The 25884-nt window shown below is 70.2% G+C and carries 25 protein-coding genes; 17 read left to right on the top strand and 8 right to left on the bottom strand.

Annotated features, from left to right (window positions below):
* Positions 1 to 19: 19 nt before the first annotated feature.
* Entirely contained in the window at positions 20 to 679 is a 660-nt protein-coding gene (locus tag AB0D34_RS11985; RefSeq protein WP_362660281.1) for a thymidine kinase, read from the top strand.
* A gap of 119 nt (positions 680 to 798) precedes the next feature.
* Here AB0D34_RS11985 and AB0D34_RS11980 read toward each other — a convergent pair whose 3' ends face one another.
* Positions 799 to 1590, bottom strand: a complete 792-nt coding sequence (locus AB0D34_RS11980) for a VOC family protein (RefSeq protein WP_362660279.1) — start codon at positions 1588 to 1590, stop codon at positions 799 to 801.
* Between the two features lie 297 nt (positions 1591 to 1887).
* Between AB0D34_RS11980 and AB0D34_RS11975 the strand changes: the two genes are divergently transcribed.
* Positions 1888 to 2745, top strand: a complete 858-nt coding sequence (locus AB0D34_RS11975; protein WP_362660277.1) for a sulfurtransferase — start codon at positions 1888 to 1890, stop codon at positions 2743 to 2745.
* A 67-nt stretch (positions 2746 to 2812) separates the two neighbouring features.
* Here the strand turns inward: AB0D34_RS11975 and sepH are convergent, their stop codons facing one another.
* From sepH to AB0D34_RS11960, 3 genes are all read right to left on the bottom strand, one after another.
* Positions 2813 to 3847 carry a septation protein SepH gene (sepH, locus tag AB0D34_RS11970; RefSeq protein ID WP_362660274.1) on the bottom strand — a complete coding sequence of 345 codons (1035 nt, stop codon included), beginning with the start codon at positions 3845 to 3847 and terminating at the stop codon, positions 2813 to 2815.
* Between the two features lie 383 nt (positions 3848 to 4230).
* Entirely contained in the window at positions 4231 to 5559 is a 1329-nt protein-coding gene (locus AB0D34_RS11965; protein WP_362660272.1) for a D-arabinono-1,4-lactone oxidase, read from the bottom strand.
* A complete protein-coding gene (locus tag AB0D34_RS11960; RefSeq protein ID WP_362660270.1) occupies positions 5519 to 6757 on the bottom strand; it encodes an MFS transporter in 1239 nt (412 codons plus the stop codon). Before AB0D34_RS11960 ends, AB0D34_RS11965 begins: the two co-directional genes overlap by 41 nt.
* A 174-nt stretch (positions 6758 to 6931) precedes the next feature.
* Between AB0D34_RS11960 and AB0D34_RS11955 the strand changes: the two genes are divergently transcribed.
* Together AB0D34_RS11955 and AB0D34_RS11950 are read left to right on the top strand one after the other, a co-directional pair.
* Positions 6932 to 8059, top strand: a complete 1128-nt coding sequence (locus AB0D34_RS11955; RefSeq protein ID WP_362660267.1) for a ferrochelatase — start codon at positions 6932 to 6934, stop codon at positions 8057 to 8059.
* A gap of 8 nt (positions 8060 to 8067) precedes the next feature.
* Positions 8068 to 8883 (top strand): inositol monophosphatase family protein, encoded by an 816-nt coding sequence (locus AB0D34_RS11950; RefSeq protein ID WP_362660264.1) that lies wholly within the window; start codon positions 8068 to 8070, stop codon positions 8881 to 8883.
* A 111-nt stretch (positions 8884 to 8994) separates the two neighbouring features.
* Here the strand turns inward: AB0D34_RS11950 and AB0D34_RS11945 are convergent, their stop codons facing one another.
* The gene (locus AB0D34_RS11945; protein ID WP_020121920.1) at positions 8995 to 9159 is read right to left on the bottom strand and encodes a hypothetical protein; all 165 of its coding nucleotides are present in this window, start codon (positions 9157 to 9159) and stop codon (positions 8995 to 8997) included.
* A gap of 413 nt (positions 9160 to 9572) precedes the next feature.
* Between AB0D34_RS11945 and AB0D34_RS11940 the strand changes: the two genes are divergently transcribed.
* The 4 genes from AB0D34_RS11940 (at position 9573) to AB0D34_RS11925 (ending at position 13080) form a co-directional block, all read left to right on the top strand.
* A complete protein-coding gene (locus AB0D34_RS11940) occupies positions 9573 to 10226 on the top strand; it encodes a response regulator transcription factor (protein WP_007385219.1) in 654 nt (217 codons plus the stop codon).
* 6 nt (positions 10227 to 10232) lie between these two features.
* A complete protein-coding gene (locus AB0D34_RS11935) occupies positions 10233 to 11468 on the top strand; it encodes a HAMP domain-containing sensor histidine kinase (RefSeq protein WP_362660261.1) in 1236 nt (411 codons plus the stop codon).
* Between the two features lie 405 nt (positions 11469 to 11873).
* On the top strand, positions 11874 to 12170 hold the full coding sequence (locus AB0D34_RS11930) for a DUF4193 domain-containing protein (RefSeq protein WP_005481602.1): 297 nt from the start codon (positions 11874 to 11876) through the stop codon (positions 12168 to 12170).
* Between the two features lie 13 nt (positions 12171 to 12183).
* Positions 12184 to 13080 carry a hypothetical protein gene (locus tag AB0D34_RS11925; RefSeq protein WP_362660258.1) on the top strand — a complete coding sequence of 299 codons (897 nt, stop codon included), beginning with the start codon at positions 12184 to 12186 and terminating at the stop codon, positions 13078 to 13080.
* Positions 13081 to 13142: 62 nt separating this feature from the next.
* Here AB0D34_RS11925 and AB0D34_RS11920 read toward each other — a convergent pair whose 3' ends face one another.
* Complete coding sequence (locus tag AB0D34_RS11920) at positions 13143 to 13607, bottom strand: DUF3093 domain-containing protein (protein ID WP_362660256.1); 465 nt, start codon at positions 13605 to 13607, stop codon at positions 13143 to 13145.
* Between the two features lie 58 nt (positions 13608 to 13665).
* On the opposite strand from AB0D34_RS11920, the gene AB0D34_RS11915 reads away from it, so the two are divergent.
* From AB0D34_RS11915 to AB0D34_RS11885, 7 genes are all read left to right on the top strand, one after another.
* Positions 13666 to 14250 (top strand): PaaI family thioesterase, encoded by a 585-nt coding sequence (locus AB0D34_RS11915; RefSeq protein WP_362660253.1) that lies wholly within the window; start codon positions 13666 to 13668, stop codon positions 14248 to 14250.
* Positions 14247 to 14798, top strand: a complete 552-nt coding sequence (dut, locus tag AB0D34_RS11910) for a dUTP diphosphatase (protein WP_362660250.1) — start codon at positions 14247 to 14249, stop codon at positions 14796 to 14798. Before AB0D34_RS11915 ends, dut begins: the two co-directional genes overlap by 4 nt.
* Position 14799: 1 nt before the next feature.
* Entirely contained in the window at positions 14800 to 15558 is a 759-nt protein-coding gene (locus AB0D34_RS11905; RefSeq protein ID WP_362660247.1) for a DUF3710 domain-containing protein, read from the top strand.
* A 296-nt stretch (positions 15559 to 15854) separates the two neighbouring features.
* Positions 15855 to 18410: a sensor histidine kinase KdpD gene (locus AB0D34_RS11900; RefSeq protein ID WP_362660244.1), complete on the top strand. Its 2556-nt coding sequence runs from the start codon at positions 15855 to 15857 to the stop codon at positions 18408 to 18410.
* A complete protein-coding gene (locus AB0D34_RS11895; protein ID WP_362660241.1) occupies positions 18407 to 19090 on the top strand; it encodes a response regulator in 684 nt (227 codons plus the stop codon). Before AB0D34_RS11900 ends, AB0D34_RS11895 begins: the two co-directional genes overlap by 4 nt.
* Positions 19091 to 19136: 46 nt before the next feature.
* On the top strand, positions 19137 to 19535 hold the full coding sequence (locus tag AB0D34_RS11890; protein ID WP_037710883.1) for an OB-fold nucleic acid binding domain-containing protein: 399 nt from the start codon (positions 19137 to 19139) through the stop codon (positions 19533 to 19535).
* Positions 19536 to 19538: 3 nt separating this feature from the next.
* On the top strand, positions 19539 to 20303 hold the full coding sequence (locus tag AB0D34_RS11885) for a DUF3159 domain-containing protein (RefSeq protein WP_362660238.1): 765 nt from the start codon (positions 19539 to 19541) through the stop codon (positions 20301 to 20303).
* 70 nt (positions 20304 to 20373) lie between these two features.
* Here the strand turns inward: AB0D34_RS11885 and AB0D34_RS11880 are convergent, their stop codons facing one another.
* On the bottom strand, positions 20374 to 21048 hold the full coding sequence (locus AB0D34_RS11880; protein WP_362660236.1) for a TrkA family potassium uptake protein: 675 nt from the start codon (positions 21046 to 21048) through the stop codon (positions 20374 to 20376).
* Complete coding sequence (locus AB0D34_RS11875) at positions 21048 to 21719, bottom strand: TrkA family potassium uptake protein (protein WP_007385233.1); 672 nt, start codon at positions 21717 to 21719, stop codon at positions 21048 to 21050. The genes AB0D34_RS11880 and AB0D34_RS11875 overlap by 1 nt, the downstream gene beginning before the upstream one ends.
* Before the next feature lie 381 nt (positions 21720 to 22100).
* On the opposite strand from AB0D34_RS11875, the gene AB0D34_RS11870 reads away from it, so the two are divergent.
* On the top strand, positions 22101 to 24152 hold the full coding sequence (locus AB0D34_RS11870; RefSeq protein ID WP_362660233.1) for an APC family permease: 2052 nt from the start codon (positions 22101 to 22103) through the stop codon (positions 24150 to 24152).
* A gap of 69 nt (positions 24153 to 24221) precedes the next feature.
* A complete protein-coding gene (locus AB0D34_RS11865; RefSeq protein WP_362660231.1) occupies positions 24222 to 25550 on the top strand; it encodes a class I SAM-dependent RNA methyltransferase in 1329 nt (442 codons plus the stop codon).
* Positions 25551 to 25884 lie beyond the last annotated feature (334 nt).

Raw genomic sequence — 25884 nt, 5'->3', positions numbered from 1 at the left:
GAAAGGTGCTCGATCCACCATGTCCGAGCTGGTGTTCTTCTCCGGAACGATGGACTGCGGGAAGTCGACGCTGGCTCTCCAGATCGAGCACAACCGCTCGGCGCGCGGCCTGACGGGCATGATCTTCACCCGTGACGACCGGGCGGGCGAGGGCAAACTGTCCTCACGACTGGGCCTGGTCACGGACGCGGTCGAGGTCGAGGACGGCCAGGACCTGTACGCCTACCTCGTCGACCACCTCTCCCGCGGCGGCCGCGCGGACTACGTGATCGCGGACGAGGCACAGTTCCTGGTGCCGGAGCAGATCGACCAGCTCGCCCGTGTGGTCGACGACCTGGACCTCGACGTCTACGCCTTCGGCATCACGACCGACTTCCGCTCCAAGCTGTTCCCCGGCTCCCAGCGGCTCGTCGAACTGGCAGACCGGGTCGAGGTCCTCCAGGTCGAGGCCCTGTGCTGGTGCGGGGCCCGGGCCACGCACAACGCCCGCACCATAAGCGGTGTGATGGTGGTCGAGGGCGCCCAGGTCGTCGTCGGGGACGTCGACCAGGGCGACGACATCGGCTACGAGGTCCTGTGCCGCCGGCACCACCGCCGCCGTATGACCGCGGCGACGGCCCGGGCGGCGGCCCTGTCCCCGGACGTCCTGCCGGTGCCGGCAGCCGGCTCACCCGTCTGACCCACCCCGGGCGCAGGGGCGAACTCGCCGACTCCTGGCGGGCATCCCCACGCTACGTCCCCTGCAAAGGCGGCGGCCGGCTGCCCGACTGGCTCACCGCCGGCCTAGTCCCCGGTTCCTCAGCGCGGGTTCTCGATCAGCGAGAACCGCGCCCCCTCCGGGTCCGTCACCGTGGCCACGCGGCCGTGGGGGCTGTCGTGGGGTGGGTCGAGGACGTGGCCGCCGAGGTCGACGAGGAGGTGGGTGGAGGTGTCCGCGTCGGCCACCTCGAAGTACGTCATCCAGTGCGGGCCCCGGTCGCGCGGCAGCCCCTGGCCGATGCCGCGGAGGCCGGCCACCGGACGGCCGCCGGCACGGAGGGTGACGTAGTCGAAGTCGGCGGAGACCACCGGCTCTTCCTCGTGACCGAACACCGTCTCGTAGAACTTGGCGACGCCCACGGTCTCGTAGGTGAGCAGTTCGTGCCAGGCCGGTGTGCCCGGTACACCCGCGACGGACGTGCCGAGGTGTGCCGCCGCCTGCCAGACGCCGAAGACGGCGCCGGAGGGGTCCGAGCCGATGACGAGCCGGCCGGCGTCACCGGCGTCCAGGGGTCCCACCCCGACCGTGCCGCCGCACAGCCGTACCGTTTCGGCTGTCAGGTCGATGTCGTCCGAGGCGAGGTAGGGCGTCCAGGCGACCGGCAGATGTCGGTCGGGCGGCAGCTGGCCGATCCCGGCGACGTCCTGGCCGTCGAGCAGGGCACGGACGTAGGGCCCGAGCTGCTGCGGTCCCGGCACGAACTCCCAGCCGAACAGCGATCCGTAGAACTCCTGGGTCGCGGCCATCCCGTGCACCATCAGACTCACCCAGCAGGGTGTACCGGGCGTGTGCCGAGCGGGCGGGCCGGCCGACCCCCTTGCCTCGGTCATCGTCACTCTCTCCTCGGCCCTTCACGCAGGCCGTGTCGTGTCCGTTGTCCGGACCTCCGTGCCGATGCTCGCACCACCCGCGGTGCCGCGCGCTCCGGGCGCGCCGCCGCACGGTCTCCCGTGCCCGGAGGATGCCCGCCGCGTGGCTGGCTTTCCGTTGCCGCGCGATGGCGGACGGAGGGCGATCGGCTGTACAGCATGTGCCCGTTCCCGTACGCCTGGTGATCGGGCCTGTCCGGCCGAGCAGAGTAGCCGGACATGGCGGATGCGGCCACCCCGTGCGCAAGGATGGTGGGCATGAACGCCATCATCTCCGCATCCGAACTGGCGAGCGACCTCGCGGGTCCGAACCCGCCCGTCCTGCTCGACGTCCGCTGGCAGTTGAGCGTGGCCAAGGCGGCCGGTGAACCGCCCTTCGACGGCCGCGCCGAGTACGCGGCCGGGCACATCCCCGGCGCCGTCTACGTCGACCTGGACCGGGAGCTCGCCGGCCAGGTGGGCATCGGCGGCCGGCACCCGCTTCCCGACCTCGCGGAGTTCGGCGCCGCGATGCGCCGCGCGGGTGTCTCCGCGGCCACGCCGGTCGTCGTGTACGACGGCGGACAGGGCTGGGCGGCCGCCCGCGCGTGGTGGCTGCTGCGCTGGACAGGTCACCCGGACGTGCGAGTCCTTGACGGCGGGTTGCCGTCCTGGGAGGGGCGACTTCAGTCCTCCGTGCCCGGTTCCGCCCTCGCCGAGGGCGACTTCGAGCCGGTCCCCGGCGCGACGGGCCTCCTGGACGCCGACGAGGCCGCCGCGCTGGCCCGCGCGGGGGTTCTGCTGGACGCGCGCGCGGGGGAGCGCTACCGCGGCGAGGTGGAGCCGATCGACCGGGTCGGCGGCCACATCCCGGGCGCCCGGTCCGCGCCCACCACGGACAACGTCGGCCCGGACGGCCGCTTCCTGCCCGCGGAGGAGCTGAACGCCCGTTTCAAGGCCCTCGGCGCCACCGACGACACCGAGGTCGGCGTCTACTGCGGCTCGGGAGTCTCCGGCGCCCACGAGGTCCTGGCCCTGGCGGTCGCGGGCATCCCGGCGGCCCTGTACGTCGGTTCCTGGTCGGAGTGGTCCTCGGACCCGGAGCGGCCGGTCGCGGTGGGCCCCGACCCCCAGTAGCCAGAGCGCCGTACGACGAGAAAGGGCCGCGCTCCACGAGCGCGGCCCTTTCTCGTCGTACGACTGACTACTCCTGCTTCTTTCTGCGCGTGCCGAACACGATCTCGTCCCAGCTCGGCACGGCCGCTCTGCGACCGGGGCGGACGCCGTCGGCCTCGGCCTGGCGGTCGGTGGCGCCGATGAGACGGTCGCGGTGGCTGGCCACCGAACGCGGCATGAGGACGTCCGCGTAGGCGGAACCGGCCGAGGCCGCGGGAGCGGGTGGCTCCTCCACCTCGGGCTCCTCCTCAAGGGCGGCAGGTTCCTCGGCGGTCGCCGTCTCGGACGGCCGCTCCGGTACGACCATGTCGCCCCGGAAGCTCGGTACGGCCTCCAACAGGCTGGTCAGCGAGTCCCGTTCACCGACGGTCTCCTCGACGGGCTCGGCCGGCGGCAGGCTCGGCCGGTCGAGGGCACGGTCCAGCGGCCGGTCGCGCGGCAGCCTGGCGATACGCGGCACGAACGGAAAGCTGGGCTCCGGTGCGCCGAGGTCCTCGGACTCGCCGATCAGCGAGCGCGCCTCCTCGTCGACGGCCTGGACGAGCCGCCGGGGCGGGTCGTAGGTCCAGCTCGCCGAGTGCGGTTCGCCCGCGACGCAGTAGACCAACAGGACTTCCCAGGTGCCGTCGTCACGGCGCCAGGAGTCCCACTGGACGGTGTCCTTCTCGGCTCCGCGCAGCAGCAGCCGCTCCTGCACGGCCTCGCCGAGCTGCGGTCCGGCGTTCTCGCCGGGCCGGCGGACCGGGGTCTTGCGGGCTCGTTCGGCCATGAAGGCGCGCTCGGCGAGCACAGGGCCCTCGAAACGCCGTACACGGTCTACGGGAATTCCTGCGAGCTGGGCTACCTCTTCCGCGGTGGCACCCGCGCGTATACGCGCCTGGATGTCGCGGGGACGGAGATGGCTTTCGACCTCGATCTCGATCTGACCGAGGCGGGGACGGTCGCCGCGTACCGCCGCGCGCAGTCGCTCGTCGATCGGAAGCGTGTACTCCGTTGAGTCGGCAGCCTTCAGCACCAGCCGTGTGCCGTCATTCGAGACGGCCACGACACGCAGTTCGGGCATGGGGACCTCCCGGGTGGTGCCTGCCGACGTCACGTGCGTCGCTGCTTCCGCTAGTCGAGTGTGGCCTGCCCGGGTGCAGCCTGCCACAACCTTGCCGAGTTGCCCGGCGTGTCGGGCCGGGGCCCTGGATCACCGTTATGGCACGGTTACTTATTCGCAACGCTAAGTGACGAACTCCGTCACCCTGTGCAACTAGCCCCCTCCCGGCCGCCCTTGAAGGCCACGGACGCCCTGGCGGGAGACCGGACCCAGGGCTCGCAACAGTACTCCATTTGGGCCACGTGCGTGGATTGCCGCGCTACTCAACTTCGTTCAAGAAGCGATCTCGGGCCGTCCGTTGAGCGGTTTTCGCGATCTTGAAAGTGGCGTACTTCACGGAATCCCTACGCCCCCAACACCCGCCGCAGATAGTCGTTCTGGAACCGCCGGTCGGGATCCAGCCGGTCCCGGAGCGCGGTGAACTCGCCGAAGCGCGGGTAGACCCCGCTGAAGTACTCGGCGTCGCGCGTGTGCACCTTGCCCCAGTGCGGGCGCCCCTCGTGCGCCGTGAAGATCCGCTCCGCGGCCGTGAAGTACGCCTGGTACGGCGTCCCCTTGACCATGTGGACGGCGATGTACGCGCTGTCGCGGCCGGACGCGGTGGACAGCGTGATGTCGTCGGCGGGCGCGGTACGCACCTCCACGGGGAAGCTGACCCGCAGTCCGGAGCGGTCGATCGTCCTCTTCAGTTCGCGCAGCGTCTCGACGACGGCCTCGCGCGGGACGGCGTACTCCATCTCCACGAACCGCACCCTGCGGGGCGATGTGAAGACCTTGTACGGGATGTCGGTGTAGCTCCGCGCGGACAGCGCCTTGCTGGAGATCCGGGCGATCGAGGGGATCGTGCCCGGCGCCGCCCGGCCGACCCACTGGGCCACCTGGAAGACCCCGTTGGAGAGGAACTCGTCCTCGAACCAGCCCTGGAGTTGCGGCACCGGCTTCTCGGGCCCCGCGCTGCGGTTGTTGCGCTTGGTGTTGGTGCTGCCGGTGTGCGGGAACCAGTAGAACTCGAAGTGCTCGTTCTCGGCCCAGAGTTCGTCGAAGGTGCTGGTGACCTTGTCGAAGCTCATGGGCTCCTCGCGGGCCGTGAGCAGGAAGATCGGCTCGACGGCGAACGTGATCGCGGTGACGACGCCGAGCGCCCCCAGGCCGATCCGGGCGGCCGCGAAGACCGCGCGCTCTTCTTCGGTCCCCTTCTCAGAACAGCTGAGCACCGAGCCGTCGGCCGTGACCAGCTCAAGTCCTCTGATCTGGGCGGCGATCGAGCCGGACTCACGGCCGGTGCCGTGGGTGCCGGTGCTGGTGGCCCCGGAGACCGTCTGTTCCATGATGTCGCCCATGTTGGTGAGCGACAGACCCTCGCGCGCGAGAGCCATGTTGAGCCTCTTGAGCGGGGTACCGGCCTCGACCGTGACCGTCATGGCATCGCGATCAATGTTGCGGATGCCGGTCAACAGTTGAGGGCGGATCAACACACCGTCGGTGGCGGCGATGGCCGTGAAGGAGTGCCCGGTGCCGACGGCCTTCACCCTCAGGCCGTCCTCGGCGGCCCTGCGCACGGCAGCCGCCAGCTCGTCGACCGAGGCGGGCGTGACCTCCCGCGCGGGACGGGCGGCGACATTGCCGCCCCAGTTACGCCACGTGCCGTTCTTCCCGCTCGCTGCCGTGCTCAACGGTGCCTCCCCGACGTGGAGCCGGCCTGCTGAGCCGGCGGTACCCCAGGAAACCGACCGCGACCGCGACGGCCCCGGACACCGCCGGAACCCCGTACCCGGCCCGCGCACCGGCCGCGTCGATGACCCAGCCGGCGATGGAGGAGCCGAGCGCCACCCCGACCGCCAGCCCGGTGCTGATCCAGGTCATGCCCTCGGTCAGTTGCGCGCGTGGTACGTGCTGTTCGATCAGGGACATCGTCGTGATCATCGTCGGAGCGATGGACAGACCCGCAACGAACAGCGCCACGGCCAGAAACGGCAAGTTTCCGACCAGTAGGAGGGGGATCATACTCACGGCCATCGCGCATATGCCCAGCAGCCAGCGAGGTTCGGGGGCCCCTGTGAAGCGCAACAGTCCGAACACGAGGCCGGCCACGCAGGAACCGGCCGCATAGAGCGCCAGTACGAGGCTCGCTGCGCCCTTGTGGCCCTGTTCGTCGGCGAAGGCCACGGTGACCACGTCCACCGCTCCGAAGATCGCGCCGGTCGCCACGAAGGTGGCCACCAGGACCTGCAGGCCGGCGGAGCGCAGGGCCGAACCGCGGCTGTGGTCCGTACGCGGATGCGGTGCCGGTTCGGTGGCGCGCTGCGCGGTCAGCCAGAAGACGCCGATCGCCAGGAAGCAGGCGGCGAGCAGTGGCCCGGCCTCAGGGAACCAGGCCGTGGACAGACCGATGGAGATGATCGGGCCGAAGATGAAGCACACCTCGTCGATCACGGACTCGAAGGAGTACGCGGTGTGCAGCTGCGGGGTGTCCCGGTACAACGCCGCCCAGCGCGCACGGATCATCGCGCCGAGGCTCGGCACCGCCCCGATGCCGACGGCGCAGACGAACAGGGTCCAGTCCGGCCATCCGAAGTGCGCGGCGAGCAATAGTCCGGCGGATGCCGCGAGCGCGACGAGCGTCGCGGGGCGCAGTACCCGCCGCTGCCCGTGCTGGTCCACCAGGCGTGAGATCTGCGGTCCGACCGCCGCGGCGGCCAGCGCGATGGTGGCCGACAGCGAGCCCGCGAGGCCGTACCTGCCGGTGAGCTGGGAGATCATCGTGACCACGCCGATGCCCATCATCGACAGGGGCATCCGGCCGACGAAGCCCGCGGCGGAGAAGCCCTTGGAGCCGGGAGCGGCGAACAGGGCGCGGTAGGGGCTGGGCACGGGATCTCCGGTCGGACAGGGGCAGCTGGGGGCTTGAGGCTGGGGTAAGGCGCGAACTCGGCTTATACAGCTTACGAGTGAGGTGACCCTAACGCACCCGGTCGAACAGCCCGGGAACCCGGGTGGTCACCCCGCCGTTTCCCGGCTGTCAGTACCGGATGACAGGATCGCCCCATGCGAGACGCGCTCGACGCCACCCCCTACGACGCCCTGCTCCTGCTCTCGTTCGGAGGCCCCGAGGGTCCGGACGACGTGGTCCCGTTCCTGGAGAACGTGACGCGAGGGCGTGGCATCCCCAAGGAACGCCTCAAGGAAGTCGGTCAGCACTACTTCCTGTTCGGCGGGGTCAGCCCCATCAACGACCAGAACCGCGCCCTCCTGGACGCCCTCCGCAAGGACTTCGCGGACCACGGCCTGGGCCTGCCGATCTACTGGGGCAACCGCAACTGGGCGCCCTACCTCACCGACACCCTGCGCGAGATGGTCGCCGACGGTCACCGTCGCATCCTGGTCCTCGCCACCAGCGCCTACGCCTCCTACTCGGGCTGCCGCCAGTACCGCGAGAACCTCGCCGACTCGCTGGCCGCGCTCGAGGCCGAGGGCCTGGAGCTGCCGAAGATCGACAAGTTGCGGCACTACTTCAACCACCCCGGCTTCCTGGAGCCCATGATCGACGGGGTGCTCGCCTCCCTCGCCGAGCTCCCCGAGGACGTCCGCGACGGCGCCCACCTCGCCTTCTCGACCCACTCGATCCCGAACGCCTCCGCGGACACCTCGGGACCGGTGGAGGGCCACGGCGAGGGCGGCGCGTACGTTGCGCAGCACCTGGAGGTCTCCCGGCTGATCGCCGACGCGGTCCGCGAGCGCACCGGCGTCGACCACCCCTGGCAGCTCGTCTACCAGTCCCGTTCCGGGGCCCCGCACATCCCGTGGCTGGAGCCCGACATCTGCGACCACCTGGAGGAGCGCCACGAGTCCGGCGCCCCGGCCGTGGTGATCGCCCCCGTCGGCTTCGTCTCCGACCACATGGAGGTCCTCTACGACCTCGACACTGAGGCCAAGGCCAAGGCCGAGGAGCTGGGCCTGCCGATGCGCCGCTCGGCGACCGTCGGCGACGACCCGCGATTCGCCGCCGCGGTCCGCGACCTGGTCCTGGAGCGCGCCGCGGTGGAGCGCGGCCAGGAGGTCACGCCCTGCGCCCTGGGCGCCCTCGGAGCCGACCACAACCTCTGCCCGGTCGGCTGCTGCCCGGCCCGCGCGCCCAAGCCCGCCGCCGCGGGCGCCGACAGCCCGTACGCGTGAGGAGCCCCGTGACCGACCCCCTGCACGCCGAACTGCTCCAGCTCGCCCAGGAGGCGGCCCGTCGCGCCGGCACCCTGCTGCGGGACGGCCGCCCGGCCGACCTCGCGGTCGCCAGGACCAAGTCCAGCCCCATCGACGTGGTGACCGAGATGGACATCGCGGCGGAGAAGCTGATCACCGACCTGATCTCCGAACACCGCCCGGACGACGGCTTCCTGGGGGAGGAGGGCGCCTCGACGCCGGGAACCAGCGGCGTCCGCTGGGTGATCGACCCCCTCGACGGCACGGTCAACTACCTCTACGGGCTGCCGACCTGGTCCGTCTCCATCGCGGCCGAGCAGGACGGCGAGACCGTCGTCGGGGTCGTGGTGGCGCCGATGCGCGGGGAGACGTACCACGCGGTCCGGGGCGGGGGTGCCTGGGCCACGGGCGCCTGGGAGGGCGAGCGGAAGCTGACCTGCCGCCCCTCCCCGCCCCTGGAGCAGGCCCTCGTCTCGACGGGCTTCAACTACGTCACCGGTGTCCGCACCCACCAGGCCGAGGTGGCCGGGAAGCTGATCCCGCTCCTGCGTGACATCCGGCGCGGCGGCTCGGCGGCGGTCGACCTGTGCGACCTGGCCGCGGGCCGCCTCGACGGCTACTACGAGCGGGGCCTGAACGCCTGGGACTACGGCGCGGGCGACCTCATCGCCAGAGAAGCGGGCGCCCTGACCGGCGGACGCCCCGGAGAACGCCCCAACCCCGCCCTGACGGTCGCGGCCACCCCGGGCGTCTTCGCACCCCTCCAGCGGCTCCTGGAGGACTTCGGCGCCTGGCACGACTGACGGGCTGACGCCGTACGAACACGAGGTGAACAGGTTCGTGCGCCGACGCAGCGGGCCCCCGGCGCTGGATTCGCCGGGGGCCCGCTGTCGTGCCGCGAAGTCGATCAGACGCTAGGCGCTGACCTCCACACCGTGTTCGGCGGCGAGGCGGCGCAGGTCGTCGAGTTCGCCCTGCTCCACCTCGACGAGGAAGTCGTCGCCCTCGTTGCGAGCCCGCGTCAAGTCGGTCTCGGTCGCCCTTATGCGCTGCAGAAGTCCTGCGGTGAATGCGTCCATGCTGCGCCCCCTCGTCCTGGGTCGTGGGTCGGTGGCACGGGGGTGTGCCGTTCGGAAGGGGCGATCACGTCTCTTGCGGGTGCCCAGCGCAGCCCTGCTGGGCGGCGACGGTGCCGGACACCCACGCCCGCCCTGGACAAGCGGATCGCCTCGTGCCGCATGGTGGTACGGCACATGCAGAGCGTGATCGCGGGGTGTAAAGCCGTCCTCCCCCCGCTCCCTCCGACGGAAACCTCAACCGCGAGAGAAAATCCTGCATTCCCGCTCTCACACCCGTCTTTCAGTCGCCCCTCACCCGTCTTACAGCCGACTTATGGCCGAAAAGGGCAGGATGGAGGCCAACACTCACCGAGACCCCTGCGCAGGCGTGCCCGAGGCGCGCTACGCGGGTGGACACAGGAAGGACAAGCGACGTGCGCGTACTCGTCGTCGAGGACGAGCAACTGCTCGCCGATGCGGTGGCCACCGGACTGCGCCGGGAGGCCATGGCCGTCGACGTCGTGTACGACGGTGCGGCCGCCCTGGAGCGCATCGGCGTCAACGACTACGACGTGGTCGTCCTCGACCGCGACCTCCCCCTCGTCCACGGCGACGACGTCTGCCGCAAGATCGTCGAACTCGGCATGCCCACACGCGTGTTGATGCTCACGGCGTCCGGCGACGTCAGCGACCGCGTCGAGGGCCTGGAGATCGGCGCCGACGACTATCTGCCCAAGCCCTTCGCGTTCAGCGAGCTGACGGCACGCGTGCGTGCCCTCGGCCGCCGTACGAGCGTGCCGCTGCCGCCGGTCCTGGAGCGCGCCGGGATCAAGCTCGACCCCAACCGCCGCGAGGTCTTCCGCGACGGCAAGGAGGTCCAGCTGGCCCCCAAGGAGTTCGCCGTCCTGGAGGTGCTGATGCGCTCCGAGGGCGCCGTCGTCTCCGCGGAACAGCTCCTGGAGAAGGCCTGGGACGAGAACACCGACCCCTTCACCAACGTCGTGCGGGTGACCGTCATGACCCTGCGCCGCAAGCTCGGCGAACCCCCGGTGATCGTCACCGTCCCCGGCTCCGGCTACCGGATCTGATAACCCGTGGCCTCGACTCCCGCTCCTCCCCAGGCGCCCCCGAAGCCCACCTGGGACCCCAGGAGGCCGGCGCCGCAGCTGCCCTGGCTGCGCCCGACGATCCGCATAAGGCTCACCCTGCTGTACGGCGGCATGTTCCTGATCGCGGGCATCCTGCTGCTGTCGATCATCTATCTGCTGGCCGCACAGGCGCTCAACGTCGGCAGCGACCTGCCCTTCAAGATCACCTCGGGCAGTCTCGCCAGTGACACCTGCAACCTGCCCTCGAACGCGTCCTCCGACGTCATGAACAAGGCGATGGCCGACTGCGTCAACGTGCAGCGCCAGCACGCCCTGGACAACCTGCTCAGCCGCTCCCTGCTGGCCCTGCTCGGTCTCGCGATCATCGCCTTCGCCTTCGGCTACGCGATGGCGGGGCGCGTCCTGTCGCCGCTCGGCCGCATCCTGCGCACCGCGCGCGCGGTGGCCGGCTCGGACCTCTCCCGCCGGATCGAGCTGGACGGCCCGGACGACGAGATCAAGGAACTGGCCGACACCTTCGACGACATGCTGGAGCGCCTGGAGCGGGCCTTCACCGCCCAGCAGCGCTTCGTCGGCAACGCCTCGCACGAGCTGAGAACACCGCTCGCGATCAACCGCACGCTCCTTGAGGTCCACCTGTCCGATCCGGGCGCCCCGGTGGAGCTCCAGCAGCTCGGCAAGACGCTGCTGGCCACCAACGAACGCAGCGAGCAGCTCGTGGAGGGCCTGCTGCTGCTCGCCCGCAGTGACAACCAGATCGTCGAGCGCAAGCCCGTGGACCTCGCCGAGGTCGCCGAGCAGGCGGTCGACCAGGTGCACGGTGAGGCCGAGGCCAAGGGCGTGGCGATCCGCGGCGAGCAGAAGTCGGCGGTCGTCCAGGGCAACGGCGTCCTGCTGGAGCGCATCGCCCTGAACCTCGTGCAGAACGCCGTGCGGTACAACGTGCCGGAGGACGGCTGGGTCGAGGTGACCACGGAGGTCCAGCACGGCCACGCGGTACTCACGGTCTCCAACACGGGCCCGGTGGTGCCGGCGTACGAGGTCGACAATCTCTTCGAGCCCTTCAAGCGGCTGCGCGGCGCCGACCGCACCGGAAGCGACAAGGGCGTCGGGCTCGGCCTGTCCATCGTGCGGTCCGTGGCGCGGGCGCACGGCGGACACATCACGGCTCAGCCGCGCGAAGGAGGTGGGCTCGTGATGCGAGTAACCCTGCCGGTCTGAGATCATGGCCCCCGCACTGAGATCGACACCCGGGGATGTTCGCTTTGCGCGGAATTTTCAAGGTACCGAGTGAACCAATCCGTGTGTGATCGATCACAAGGGAGAATTTCCGGCCATCTACTCTCAGTGATCATGCGCCCTGTCGGAAAGCCGGGAAAATCCGGGTTTTCAGGGGTCCTGATCACGGGAAGTACACGGTGAGACGCCTTTGAAGTGCGGGATTCGGACCGTGTACGGTCCCGATCGCCATCCAACCCGATCACTCAAGAGGAGTCCGGTTGGGTGTCGATTGAGTAACAGACCTTGATGTGAGGCAAAATCTCCGCCTCGGGTCGGGCACAAGTCCGGCCTCTCACGCGTTACGTGCGCTGGAGACACCGCAGACACCCAGAGGGGGAGAGCGACATGGCAACGGATTACGACACCCCACGCAAGACCGACGACGACGTCGACTCGGACAGCCTTGAAGAGCTCAAGGCCAGGCGTAATGACAAGTCGACGTCCGCCGTGGACGTGGATGAGTTCGAGGCCGCCGAAGGCCTGGAACTGCCCGGAGCGGACCTCTCGAACGAAGAGCTGGCCGTTCGGGTGCTGCCCAAGCAGCAGGACGAGTTCACCTGCATGAGCTGCTTCCTGGTGCACCACCGCAGCCAGCTGGCCCGGGAGAAGAACGGCCAGCCGATCTGCCGCGACTGCGACTGAGGGCGGGTCGGGCATGACTGGCTCGACCCCTCCTTGGAAGCGCCGCTCTCCCCGGAAGGGAGCGGACCAGGGGCCGTTCGACGGCCCCCAGCGTGCGCGTGACGACGAGCGGGGCTCTTCCGATCCGGGAGCCTCGCTCGAACCGGCGGCCGGCCGGGCTGACCTCCTGGCGCCGACCGGTCCGACCGGAACGCCCGCGCCCGTCGCCAAGCGACGGGTGGCGGCGATCCGGGACAGGGCCCGGGAAGGGGTCCGCAAGGGCGGCAGCCGGGCCAGGGCGGGCCTGGCGTACCTCACCGACCGGATCATCGAGAACGCCCCGCGAATCCCCGTACGCGACCTCGCGACCCTCCGCCGCCAGTTCCCCGGGCTCGGCCCCGAGGAGCTCGCGGACAAGCTCGTCACCGGCGCCGCGAGCGCCACGGCGACGGTCGGGGCCGGGGTGGGCGCGGCGGCGATGCTTCCCGTGCCGCCTGCGATGCCGACCGAACTGGCCGCCGAGATCACCGGCGTGGCCGCGATCGAGCTGAAGCTGATCGCCGAACTCCACGAGGTCTACGGCGTACGTCCGCCCGGGAACCTCAAGGAGCGCAGCACCGCGTATCTGAACTCCTGGTCAGGAGAGCGCGGGATCGACGTGAAGAAGCCGTCGACCGTGAGCGGCGCGCTCAACGGCCCGATGAAACAGCAGTTGCGGCAGCAGATCATGAAGCGCATGATCCGCGACCTGCCGAACCTGATGCCGTTCCTGGTGGGCGCGGCCGTCGGGGCGGTCATGAACCGCCGGGACACCAGAAAGCTCGCCGAGCGGATCCGCAAGGATCTGCGCAGGAGCCAGGTGTCGTGGGAGGACTTGTCCCAGCTGCCGGCCCTGGAGATTCCGGCGGATCCGCTTCAGCTGGAGAAGTAAGACTTCCGTGAGACTTCGGGCTCCACCGTCCGGACGGTCGGGTGAGGCCCTGCACGAATGTTCTAGGCGGCGGCCGTCCGGGCGGCCTTCAGCGCCTCGGCCAGCCGCTCCGGCTCCCGCGTCGACAGATACAGATAGGGCGTCGGGTCGGCCGGGTCGGTGACCTCCACCTTCAGCGCCCTGGGAATGTAGGAGCGCAGCAGCAGGAAAGCGCGGGTGTCGGCCTTGTAGGTCCGCCAGGCCCTGGCCTCCTCCGGGTCCAGGACCTCCGCCTCGCCCAGCGCCGACACCGGGATCTTCGCCTCGCCCGCGATCAGGGAGTCCCCGACGACGCGGATGCGCATCGAGCCGTAGGAACTGGCGCAGACCGCCGCCACGGCGGTGCCGCCGACCAGGCCGCCGAGCAGCGGAAGCGTCCCGAAGGGAAGCAGGATCAGCGCGAAGGAGACCCCGACCAGGAAGGAGATCAGCCACCAGGAGCGGGGGGCGGTGAGGCGTTCGTCGTACGGGGCGGCGGAGGGCTGCATGAAGCCAAGCTTGGCACGGTGTCCTGACAGGCCCGACGCGCGGGTAAGGTCTGCGCCTGTGAGTGGTACTTCCCCGGCTCTCCAGCCTCCCGCCGACGCGTCGCAACCCGTGCGACACCCGGACGCTCCCGCGCCCGGTGAGCCGCTCGGTGCGCACTACGGCCAGTGTTTCGGCTGTGGCGGCGAGCAGCCCCACGGGCTGCACCTGGAGGCCCGGGCCGGCGAGGGGGTCTCGGTCACCGCCGAGTTCACCGTGCGCCCCGCCCATCAGGGCGCTCCCGGACTCGCGCACGGCGGTGTGCTCGCGACCGCCCTCGACGAGACGCTGGGCTCGCTCAACTGGCTGCTGCGCACGATCGCCGTGACCGGGCGCCTGGAGACCGACTTCGTACGGCCGGTGCCCGTCGGCACGGTGCTGTACCTGGAGGCCGAGGTGACGGCGGTGGCCGGGCGGAAGATCTACTCGACCGCGACCGGCCGGATCGGCGGCCCCGAGGGACCCGTCGCGGTGCGCGCGGACGCCCTGTTCATCGAGGTCAAGGTCGACCACTTCATCGACAACGGCCGCCCGGAGGAGATCCGGGCCGCCATGGACGACCCGGACCAGGTCCGGCGTGCCCGTGCCTTCGAGGTGAACCCGTGAGCCGTGATCCCCTGAACGTGCTGATCCGCCGCGTCGACCCGGACGTACCGCTTCCGGCGTACGCGCACCCCGGTGACGCGGGGGCCGATCTCAGGACCACCGAGAGCCGTGAACTCAAGCCGGGGGAGCGGGCCGTGCTGCCCACGGGGGTGTCTGTGGCGCTGCCGGAGGGGTACGCGGCCTTCGTGCACCCCCGATCCGGCCTCGCCGCCCGCTGCGGTGTCGCTCTCGTGAATGCCCCGGGGACGGTTGATGCCGGGTACCGTGGGGAGATCAAGGTGATCGTGGTGAATCTCGACCCGCACGAGTCGGTGCGGTTCGAGCGCTTCGACCGGATTGCTCAACTCGTCGTCCAACAGGTCGAGAGGGTCCGCTTCCAGGAGGTCGCGGAGCTTCCCGAGTCGGCGCGGGCCGAGGGGGGCTTCGGGTCCACCGGCGGTCACGCCGCCGTGGGCGACGGGGGCGATACAGGCGCTGGGGCCGCCGTGGGCGGCACAACGGGTGGGAATCGATACGCATCGGTCGTATCCGACCGGGAAGGACAGTGACGTGTTCGGACGTCGCAAGAAGAAGGGTGCCGCCGAGGACGCGGCCGGCGAGGCCGAGCAGGTCGTCGACAGTGTCGACACTGAGGCGGACGACGTAGAGCGCCAGCGGGTACGACTGGAGCCGGAGCCGCGCCCCGACGGGCCCTGGGACGACACCGAGGTCCGCGACCCCGCCGAGGGCCGGGTGGACCTGGGCGGTCTGTTCGTGCCGGGCGTCGAGGGCATGGAGCTGCGGGTCGAGGTCGCGGGCGACGCGATCGTCGCGGCCACCGTCGTACTGCGCGACAGCGCCATCCAACTGCAGGCCTTCGCCGCTCCCAAGCGCGAGGGCATCTGGGGCGAGGTGCGCGAGGAGATCGGCTCCGGCATCACCCAGCAGGGCGGCATCGTCGACGAGGTCGAGGGTCCGCTGGGCTGGGAGCTGCGCGCCCAGGTTCCGGTGCAGCTTCCGGACGGCACGGGCGGCTTCCAGGTCGTGCGGTTCGTGGGTGTGGACGGGCCGCGCTGGTTCCTGCGCGGTGTGATCTCGGGCCAGGGCGCGGTGCAGCCGCAGGCGGCCGGGCTCCTGGAGCAGATCTTCCGGGACACGGTCGTGGTCCGCGGCGAGGGCCCGATGGCGCCCCGCGACCCCATCGTCCTCAAGCTCCCGAACGACGCCCAGATGGTCCCCGAGGGCGTCCAGCAGCAGGACGAGGGCTCCCGCTTCTCCGGCGGCATGGGTCAGCTCCAGCGCGGACCGGAGATCACCGAGGTCCGGTAGTCGTACGACGTCGAGGGCCGTACCCAGTCACGGGGTGCGGCCCTTTGTTCCGCTGTACGTAGCCAGTTCAGGGTGCACGTAGAGTTCCTGTGCTGCCGGGGCCGTACGGAAGGTCGGCGGGTGCTCCTACGCGCACCACACGCCACGTCAGCCACCCTGCCCCGCTGAGCGGGCGGTCCCGCGCGTCAGAGTTGTGTCAAAGAGTGCCCCGACGTCGGCCATGACCGCGTTCACCGGGATTGTTGGCCGTAAGGTCGACGCTGCGTAGGCAGTAGTGACCGGAAGACAATGGGCCCATGGGACGCGGCAAGCTTCGGATCTATCTCGGTGCGGCACCGGGCGTCGGGAAGACGTACGCGATGCTGTCCGAGGCGCATCGCCGGATGGAGCGGGGCACCGACTGTGTCGTGGGCTTCGTGGAGCATTACGGGCGGCCGCGCACCGCGGTGATGCTGCACGGGCTCGAGGAGATCCCGCGCCGGGAGATCGAGTACCGGGACTCCGTCTTCACCGAGATGGACGTCGATGCCGTCCTGCGGAGGGCTCCCGCCGTCGCCCTGGTGGACGAACTCGCGCACACCAACATTCCGGGCTCCCGTAACGCCAAGCGGTGGCAGGACGTGGAGGAGCTGCTGGTGGCCGGCATCGACGTCGTCTCGACGGTGAACATCCAGCATCTGGAGTCGCTCGGTGACGTCGTCGAGTCGATCACCGGGGTCCGGCAGCAGGAGACCGTGCCCGACGAGTTCGTACGGCGGGCCGACCAGATCGAGCTTGTCGACATGTCGCCCCAGGCGCTGCGCCGGCGGATGGCGCACGGCAACATCTACCAGCCGGACAAGGTCGACGCGGCCCTGTCCAACTACTTCCGGCCCGGCAACCTGACGGCGCTGCGCGAGCTCGCGCTGCTGTGGGTGGCCGACCGGGTCGACGAGTACCTCAACGAGTACCGCAGTGAGCACCAGGTCTCGAAGATCTGGGGATCCAGGGAGCGGATCGTGGTCGGGCTGACCGGGGGCCCGGAGGGGCGGACGCTGATCCGGCGGGCCGCACGGCTGGCCGAGAAGGGCGCCGGCGGTGAGGTGCTCGCCGTCTACATAGCCCGCAGTGACGGGCTGACCTCCGCCTCGCCCAAGGAACTCGCCGTCCAGAGGACTCTCGTCGAGGACCTTGGAGGAACCTTTCACCACGTGGTCGGCGACGACATACCGGCCGCGCTGCTCGACTTCGCGCGCGGGGTCAACGCCACCCAGATCGTCCTCGGCTCCTCCCGCCGCAAGACCTGGCAGTACGTCTTCGGACCGGGCGTGGGCGCGACCGTCGCGAGGGAGTCCGGGCCCGACCTGGACGTGCACATCGTCACCCACGACGAGGTCGCCAAGGGGCGTGGTCTGCCCGTCGCCCGGGGCGGCCGGCTCGGAAGGGCGCGGATCCTGTGGGGCTGGCTGGTCGGCGTGGCGGCACCGGTGCTCCTGACGGTCCTGCTCACCACCGTCGACCTCGGCCTCGCCAACGACATGCTGCTGTTCCTGGCGGTCGTGGTCGCGGCGGCCCTGCTCGGCGGGCTGTTCCCGGCGCTTGCCTCGGCCGCGGTCGGCTCGCTGCTGCTGAACTACTTCTACACGCCGCCCCTGCACCGCTGGACCATTGCCGATCCCCGGAACATCGTCGCCATCGTGATCTTCGTGGGGGTCGGCATCTCGGTGGCCTCCGTCGTCGATCTGGCGGCCAGGAGGACCCATCAGGCGGCCCGGCTGCGCGCCGAGTCGGAGATCCTGTCCTTCCTCGCCGGGAACGTGCTGCGCGGCGAGACCGGTCTGGAGGAGCTCCTGGAGCGGGTCCGCGAGACCTTCGGGATGGAGTCGGCGGCCCTGCTGGAGCGGGCGAGCGACGTCGACCCGTGGACCTGCGCGGGCCGGGCGGGCCTCGGACCGTCCGTGGAGCGGCCGGAGGACGCCGACGTCGACATGCCGGTGGGGGACCACATGGCGCTCGCGCTCACCGGCCGCGTGCTGCCCGCCGAGGACCAGCGGGTGCTGGCCGCCTTCGCCGCCCAGGCCGCCGTCGTCCTGGACCGGAGCCGGCTCCAGGAGGAGGCCGACCAGGCCCGCACGCTCGCCGAGGGCAACCGCATCCGCACGGCGCTCCTGGCCGCCGTGTCGCATGATCTGCGCACGCCCCTGGCCGGCATCAAGGCGGCCGTCTCGTCGCTCCGGTCCGACGACGTGGCGTGGTCCGAGGAGGACCAGGCGGAGCTCCTGGAAGGCATCGAGGACGGTGCCGACCGGCTCGACCACCTCGTGGGCAACCTGCTCGACATGTCCCGCCTCCAGACCGGCACGGTCACCCCGATCATCCGCGAGATCGACGTCGACGAAGTGGTGCCGATGGCGCTCGGCGGGGTGCCGGACGGGAGCGTCGAGTTGGACGTCCCCGAGTCGCTGCCCATGGTCGCCGTCGACCCGGGGCTCCTGGAGCGGTCGGTGGCCAACCTGGTCGAGAACGCCGTCAAGTACAGTCCGCCCGGCAGCACGGTCTGGGTCTCCGCCAGCGCCATCGCCGACCGGGTCGAGGTACGGGTCGTCGACCGCGGCCCCGGCGTCCCCGACGAGGCCAAGGAGCGCATCTTCGCGCCCTTCCAGCGCTACGGCGACGCCCCGCGCGGTGCCGGGGTCGGGCTCGGGCTCGCGGTGGCCCGGGGTTTCGCGGAAGCCATGAACGGCACCCTCAATGCCGAGGACACGCCCGGCGGTGGCCTCACTATGGTGCTGACACTCCGCGCGGCACACGCGCGCGTGCAGCTCCCCGAAGAGCCCTTCACGGAAGCAGAACCCGAAAGGCAGGCCACATGACCAGAGTGTTGGTCATCGACGACGAGCCGCAGATCGTGCGCGCCCTCGTGATCAACCTCAGGGCACGCAAGTACGAGGTCGACGCGGCGCACGACGGTGCCACCGCACTGAAACTCGCCGCCGCCCGCCACCCCGACGTGGTCGTCCTGGACCTGGGCCTGCCCGACATGGACGGTGTCGAGGTGATCAGGGGGCTGCGCCGCTGGACCCGGGTGCCGATCCTCGTGCTGTCCGCCCGGCACTCCTCCGACGAGAAGGTCGAGGCGCTGGACGCGGGCGCCGACGACTACGTCACCAAGCCCTTCGGCATGGACGAGCTGCTCGCCCGACTGCGGGCCGCCGTGCGCCGCGCCGAGCCCACCGGGGGCGAAGAGGACGATGTCCTGGTGGAGACCGACGAGTTCACCGTCGACCTGGCCGCCAAGAAGGTCCAGCGGCACGGCAGGGACGTACGTCTCACCCCCACCGAGTGGCACCTGCTGGAGGTGCTGGTCCGCAACACCGGCCGGCTGGTCAGCCAGAAGCAGCTCCTGCAGGAGGTCTGGGGGCCGTCGTACGGGACGGAGACGAACTACCTGCGGGTGTACATGGCCCAGCTGCGGCGGAAGCTGGAGGCGGACCCCTCGCATCCGAAGCACTTCGTCACGGAACCCGGCATGGGATACCGGTTCGAACGCTAGTGCTGCGGGTACAACGCTGTCGGCGGGCCCCGGTACGCTTTCGGATATGAGTGCTGTTCCGCGTTCCGAGAAGCCGGTGGGCCGGTTCCGGCGCATGCTCGACCGGCTCTCCTCGTCGCAGGAGGACCTGGAGTCCGAGGAGCTGCGTGAGGACACCGAGACCGCCGGCTGCACCCGGATCGGCGACTGTCACGACCGTCAGATCGTGACCGTTACTGGTACCTTGCGCACGGTCACCCTGCGGCCGCGCGCGGGCGTCCCGGCCCTGGAGGCCGAGCTGTTCGACGGCTCCGCCGCCCTGGACGTGGTGTGGCTCGGCAGGCGCTCCATCGTCGGGATAGAACCGGGGCGCAAGCTGATCGCGTCGGGCCGGATCTCGATGAGCCGGGGCCGCCGGGTGCTGTTCAATCCGAAATACGAACTCCGACCCGTGGGACGGGAGTAGCCGGTGACGTCTCTCGACAAGCCGACCGAAGACACTCAGGCCGATGACGCGCGGGCGGTGACCGAGGCCGCCCTGTTCGAGGCGTTCGGCGGCGTCCGGGGCATGGTCGAGACCGTTCTGCCAGGCCTGCTCTTCGTCACGATCTTCACGATCAACAAGGACCTGCACCTCTCGGCGATCGCCGCGCTCGCGGTGTCCCTGCTGCTGGTCGTGGTCCGCCTGGTCATGCGCGACACCGTCAAGCACGCCTTCAGCGGAGTCTTCGGGGTCGCCTTCGGTGTCGTCTTCGCGATGATGACGGGCAACGCCAAGAACTTCTATCTGCCGGGCATGCTGTACACGCTGGGCCTGGGTCTCGCGTACGTCATCACCACACTCGCGGGTGTCCCGCTGATGGGGCTCATCCTCGGCCCGGTCTTCAAGGAGAACCTCTCCTGGCGGACCCGCAACCCCGGCCGCAAGAAGGCCTACGCCAAGGCCAGTTACGCCTGGGGTGCGATCCTGCTCGCCAAGTGCGCGATCCTCTTCCCGCTGTACTGGTGGGCCGACACCGCCCAGCTCGGCTGGGTCCTGGTCGCCCTGAAGATCCCGCCCTTCCTGCTGGCCGTCTGGCTCACCTGGGTATTCCTCGCGAAGGCGCCGGCTCCGATCGACGTGTTCGCGGAGATGGAGGCGGAGGAGAAGGCCGAGGAGGAGCGCAAGGCGGCGCAGGCCGCGGAGCGTGGGGATACCGAGGCCGCGGGCGGGCGGCACCGGCGCGAGGCGTAGTCGCCTGTACTTCCGGTACGACGACGGAGGGCGCCCTGCGTGTGCAGGGCGCCCTCCGTCGTCGTACCGCTTAGGAGGCGTCTTCCCTGCGTACCGACAGCAGGTCCTCCAACTGCTCCTCGCGGGCCTGGGCCGCCACGAAGAGGAGTTCGTCGCCGGCCTCCAGGGAGTCCTCCCGGGACGGGGTGAGGACGCGGGTGCCGCGGATGATGGTGACCAGGGAGGTGTCCTCGGGCCACTCCACGTCGCCGACCGTCGTGCCGGCCAGGGCCGACTCCTCGGGGAGGGTCAGCTCGACGAGGTTCGCGTCGCCGTGGCTGAAGCGGAGCAGGCGGACCAGGTCGCCGACGCTCACCGCCTCCTCCACCAGGGCGGACATCAGGCGCGGGGTGGAGACGGCGACGTCCACGCCCCAGGACTCGTTGAACAGCCACTCGTTCTTCGGGTTGTTCACCCGGGCGACGACGCGCGGGACGCCGTACTCCGTCTTCGCCAGCAGGGAGACGACCAGGTTGACCTTGTCGTCGCCGGTCGCGGCGATCACGACGTTGCAGCGCTGGAGCGCGGCCTCGTCCAGGGAGGTGATCTCGCAGGCGTCGGCGAGCAGCCACTCCGCCTGCGGGACGCGCTCGACCGAGATGGCGGTCGGCGCCTTGTCGATGAGAAGGACCTCGTGGCCGTTCTCCAGCAGTTCGCCCGCGATCGAGCGGCCCACCGCGCCGGCACCGGCAATGGCGACCCTCATCAGTGACCGCCCTCCTCTTCGGGGCCCTCGGCGAAGGACGCCTCGACCTTCTCGATGTCGTCTGTACGCATCATCACGTGGACCAGGTCGCCCTCCTGGAGCACGGTCTGCGAGGTGGGCAGGATCGCCTCGCCGAGGCGGGTCAGGAACGCCACGCGGACGCCCGTCTCCTCCTGCATCTTGCTGATCTTGTGGCCGACCCAGGCGGTCGAGGCGTGCACCTCGGCCAGCTGGACGCCACCCGTGGGGTCGCGCCACAGCGGCTCCGCGCCGGACGGGAGCAGCCGGCGCAGCATCTGGTCGGCCGTCCAGCGGACCGTGGCCACGGTCGGGATGCCCAGGCGCTGGTAGACCTCGGCGCGGCGGGGGTCGTAGATGCGGGCCGCGACGTTCTCGATGCCGAACATCTCGCGGGCCACGCGGGCGGCGATGATGTTGGAGTTGTCGCCGCTGGAGACCGCGGCGAAGGCGCCGGCCTCCTCGATGCCCGCCTCGCGCAGGGTGTCCTGGTCGAAGCCGACTCCGGTGACACGACGACCGCCGAAACCGGAGCCCAGTCGTCGGAAGGCGGTGGGGTCCTGGTCGATCACGGCGACCGTGTGCCCCTGTTGCTCCAGGGTCTGGGCGAGAGCGGAACCCACTCTCCCGCAGCCCATGATGACGATGTGCACGACCGTCCTTCCGGTGTCAATAATTACTGCTCAGCCACATCAGGGTCTCAGACCGACGCCCAAGCTACACACGCGCGGTAGGACGACGGCACCCCTGTGCACGGTTGCCCGTTACTTCGTGTCGTCAGCGGCGGCTGATGCTGCGGACACTCGCGAGCGTCAGGATTCCGAGGCCGACGAGGGTGGCGGCGGCGCCGATCAGCTCTGCGGTCGTGTGCACGGGACCTCCGGGGGCGGCGATGGACGGGGTCTTGTCATATAGGCATGCCGCTCCGCCCGCCTGGGGAATCCGTAGCCGGAGAGTGTCTTGTTTTCACCCGGAGAGCAGATGCGGGGTGCCGGGTGGTTGGCCGCCCGTTCGAACGCTTACGCTTCTCTGTTGTGTCCAAACTGACCGACGTGCCCAAACGCATCCTGATCGGGCGCGCACTGCGCAGTGACCGGCTCGGGGAAACGCTCCTGCCGAAGCGCATCGCCCTTCCCGTGTTCGCCTCCGACCCGCTGTCGTCCGTGGCGTACGCGCCCGGCGAGGTGCTGCTGGTGCTGTCCATCGCGGGCGTGTCGGCATACCACTTCAGCCCGTGGATCGCCGTCGCGGTCGTCGTGCTGATGTTCACGGTGGTCGCCTCCTACCGGCAGAACGTGCACGCGTACCCGAGCGGCGGCGGCGACTACGAGGTGGCCAACACCAACCTCGGCCCCAAGGCCGGCCTCACCGTCGCCAGCGCCCTGCTGGTCGACTACGTCCTGACCGTCGCCGTGTCGATCTCCTCCGGCATCGAGAACCTCGGCTCCGCGGTGCCCTTCGTCGTCGAGCACAAGGTGTTCTGCGCGATCGCCGTGATCGTCCTGCTCACGCTGATGAACCTGCGCGGGGTCAAGGAGTCCGGCTCGCTCTTCGCGATCCCGACCTACGTCTTCGTCGCGGGCGTCTTCGTCATGATCGCCTGGGGTTCGTTCCGCGGACTGGTCCTCGACGACACCATGCGGGCACCGACGGCGGGATACGAGATCAAGGCGGAGCACCAGGGGCTGGCCGGTTTCGCGCTGGTCTTCCTGATGCTGCGCGCCTTCTCCTCCGGCTGTGCCGCGCTCACCGGTGTCGAGGCGATCTCCAACGGCGTGCCCGCCTTCCGCAAGCCCAAGTCGAAGAACGCGGCGACCACGCTCGCGGCGATGGGCCTGCTGGCCGTCACGATGTTCTGCGGGATCATCGCGCTGGCCATGGTCACCAAGGTCCGCATGGCCGAGAACCCGGCCGTCGACCTCATCCACAACGGCGTCGCCCTCGGCTCCGACTATGTCCAGAACCCGGTGATCTCCCAGGTCGCCGAGGCCGTCTTCGGCAAGGGCAGCTTCCTGTTCATCGTGCTCGCCGCGGCCACCGCGCTGGTGCTGTTCCTCGCCGCCAACACCGCCTACAACGGCTTCCCGCTCCTCGGCTCGATCCTCGCGCAGGACCGTTACCTTCCGCGTCAGTTGCACACCCGCGGCGACCGCCTCGCCTTCTCCAACGGCATCGTGCTGCTGGCGGGCGCGGCAGCGCTGCTGGTGTGGATCTACGGGGCCGACTCGACCCGGCTGATCCAGCTGTACATCGTCGGCGTGTTCGTGTCCTTCACGCTCAGCCAGACGGGCATGGTCCGGCACTGGAACCGCCACCTGGCGACCGAGAAGGACGCCTCGAAGCGCAGCCACATGATCCGCTCCCGCGCGATCAACGCCTTCGGTGCCTTCTTCACCGGCCTGGTCCTGGTCGTCGTCCTCGTCACCAAGTTCACGCACGGCGCCTGGGTGGCGCTGCTCGGCATGTGCATCTTCTACGCGACGATGACGGCGATCCGGAAGCACTACGACCGCGTCGCCGAGGAGCTCGCCGCGCCCGAGGGGCCGAGCGACGACAGTCTGCGGCCCTCCCGCGTCCACTCCGTCGTCCTGATCTCCAAGATCCACCGCCCGGCGCTGCGGGCGTTGGCGTACGCCAAGCTGATGCGCTCGGACTCGTTGGAGGCGCTGAGCGTCAACGTCGACCCAGCCGAGACCAAGGCGCTGCGCGAGGAGTGGGAACGGCGCGGGATCGCCGTACCGCTGAAGGTGCTTGACTCGCCGTACCGGGAGATCACGCGCCCGATCATCGACTACGTGAAGGGGCTGCGTAAGGAGTCGCCGCGGGACGCGGTGTCCGTGATCATCCCCGAGTACGTGGTCGGCCACTGGTACGAGCATCTGCTGCACAACCAGAGCGCGCTGCGGCTCAAGGGCCGGCTGCTGTTCACACCGGGGGTCATGGTGACCTCGGTGCCCTATCAGCTGCAGTCCTCCGAGGCGGCTCGCGATCGTGCGCGCAAGCGGCAGGAGTGGAACGCGCCGGGTGCGGTGCGGCGGGGGCCGGCCGCTGTGGACCGGGCGAAGGAGTCGTCGACGCCGAAGTAGACTGGTGGGCTGTTGTCCCGGTGGGCTGTCGTCCCGCCTCTTCCCTTGACGTTGTGGAGTCACCCCGCCATGCAGGCAGAACCGAAGAAATCGCTGGTGGGGGTCGACTACGAGGTCGAGGTGGGGCCCGTCGCCCACGGCGGGCACTGCATCGCCCGTACGGCCGACGGTCAGGTGCTGTTCGTCCGGCACACGCTGCCCGGTGAGCGGGTCGTGGCCCGGGTGACGGAAGGTGAGGAGGGCGCGCGTTTTCTGCGTGCGGATGCTGTCGAGGTCCTGGAGGCGTCCAAGGACCGTATCGAGGCGCCCTGCCCCTACGCCGGACCCGGCCGCTGCGGGGGCTGTGACTGGCAGCACGCGAAGCCGGGCGCGCAGCGGCGCCTCAAGGGCGAGGTCGTCGCCGAGCAGCTGAAGCGGCTCGCGGGCCTCACGCCCGAGGAGGCCGGCTGGGACGGCACCGTGATGCCGGCCGAGGGCGACAAGCTGCCGGCGGGCGAGGTGCCCGCGTGGCGCACGCGTGTGCAGTACGCGGTGTCTGCGGATGGTCTTGTGGGTCTGCGTCGGCACCGTTCGCACGAGGTCGAGCCGATCGAGCACTGCATGATCGCGGCGCCGGGCGTGAGCGAGCTGGGCATCGAGCAGCGCGACTGGTCCGGGATGGCGTCGGTGGAGGCGATCGCGGCGACGGGGTCGCAGGACCGCATGGTGATCCTGGAGCCTCGTCCGGGAGCCCGTCTTCCCCTCGTGGAACTCGACAGGCCCGTCTCCGTCATGCGCGTCGAGGAGAAGGACGGCGGCATCCACCGCGTCCACGGCCGCGCGTTCGTGCGCGAGCGGGCCGACGGCCGTACCCACCGGGTGGGCAGCGGCGGCTTCTGGCAGGTGCACCCGCAGGCCGCCGACACCCTGGTGAAGGCGGTCATGCAGGGCCTGTTGCCGCGCAAGGGCGAGATGGCGCTCGACCTGTACTGCGGTGTGGGCCTGTTCGCGGGCGCGCTGGCCGACCGACTCGGCGACCAGGGTGCGGTACTCGGCATCGAGTCCGCCAAGCGGGCGGTGGAGGACGCACGGCACAACCTCGCCGGCTTCGACCGGGTGCGGATCGAGCAGGGCAAGGTGGAGTCCGTCCTCCCGCGGACCGGGATCACGGAGGTCGACCTCATCGTGCTGGACCCGCCGCGGGCGGGGGCGGGACGGAAGACGGTCGAGCATCTGTCGTCCCTGGGGGCGCGGCGGATCGCGTATGTCGCCTGTGATCCGGCTGCGTTGGCCCGGGATCTGGGGTACTTCCGGGACGGAGGGTATCGGGTGCGGACGCTCAGGGTTTTTGATCTGTTTCCGATGACGTCGCACGTGGAGTGCGTCGCAATCCTGGAACCCGCTGCAAAGGGCTCTTGACCTGCGGTTCTCTGAATTCTTTCGTCTGCTCGACCTGTTTGGCAAAGTGGGAACGGGTGAAGGCGGACGATGCCGCGTGACCTGCGCATTCGTCCGAGGGGGAGGGGTGCGTGGCGGTGGCGGAGCCCGTTGGTTCCTGCGGCGTGACGCACGAATGACGCACGGGCTGAAAGACCGTCAGGTCGTTGGCGAGGCTGGAGCAGGTGCGGAGATGAGCTGGGCGGCTTCCTCGTGGGCTCACGTTTGTCTTGCTGCTGGGCAGGAGTCCGCTCCGAAGGTCACGCCCCTGACGTGGTGCGCCCGGTTCTCGGTAGCCCAATGCCCGTGAACACGT

Source organism: Streptomyces sp. NPDC048420 (assembly GCF_040651535.1).
Taxonomy (GTDB): domain Bacteria; phylum Actinomycetota; class Actinomycetes; order Streptomycetales; family Streptomycetaceae; genus Streptomyces.
Note: the sequence above shows the minus strand (reverse complement) of the source record. Positions and strands in the feature narration are given on the sequence as shown.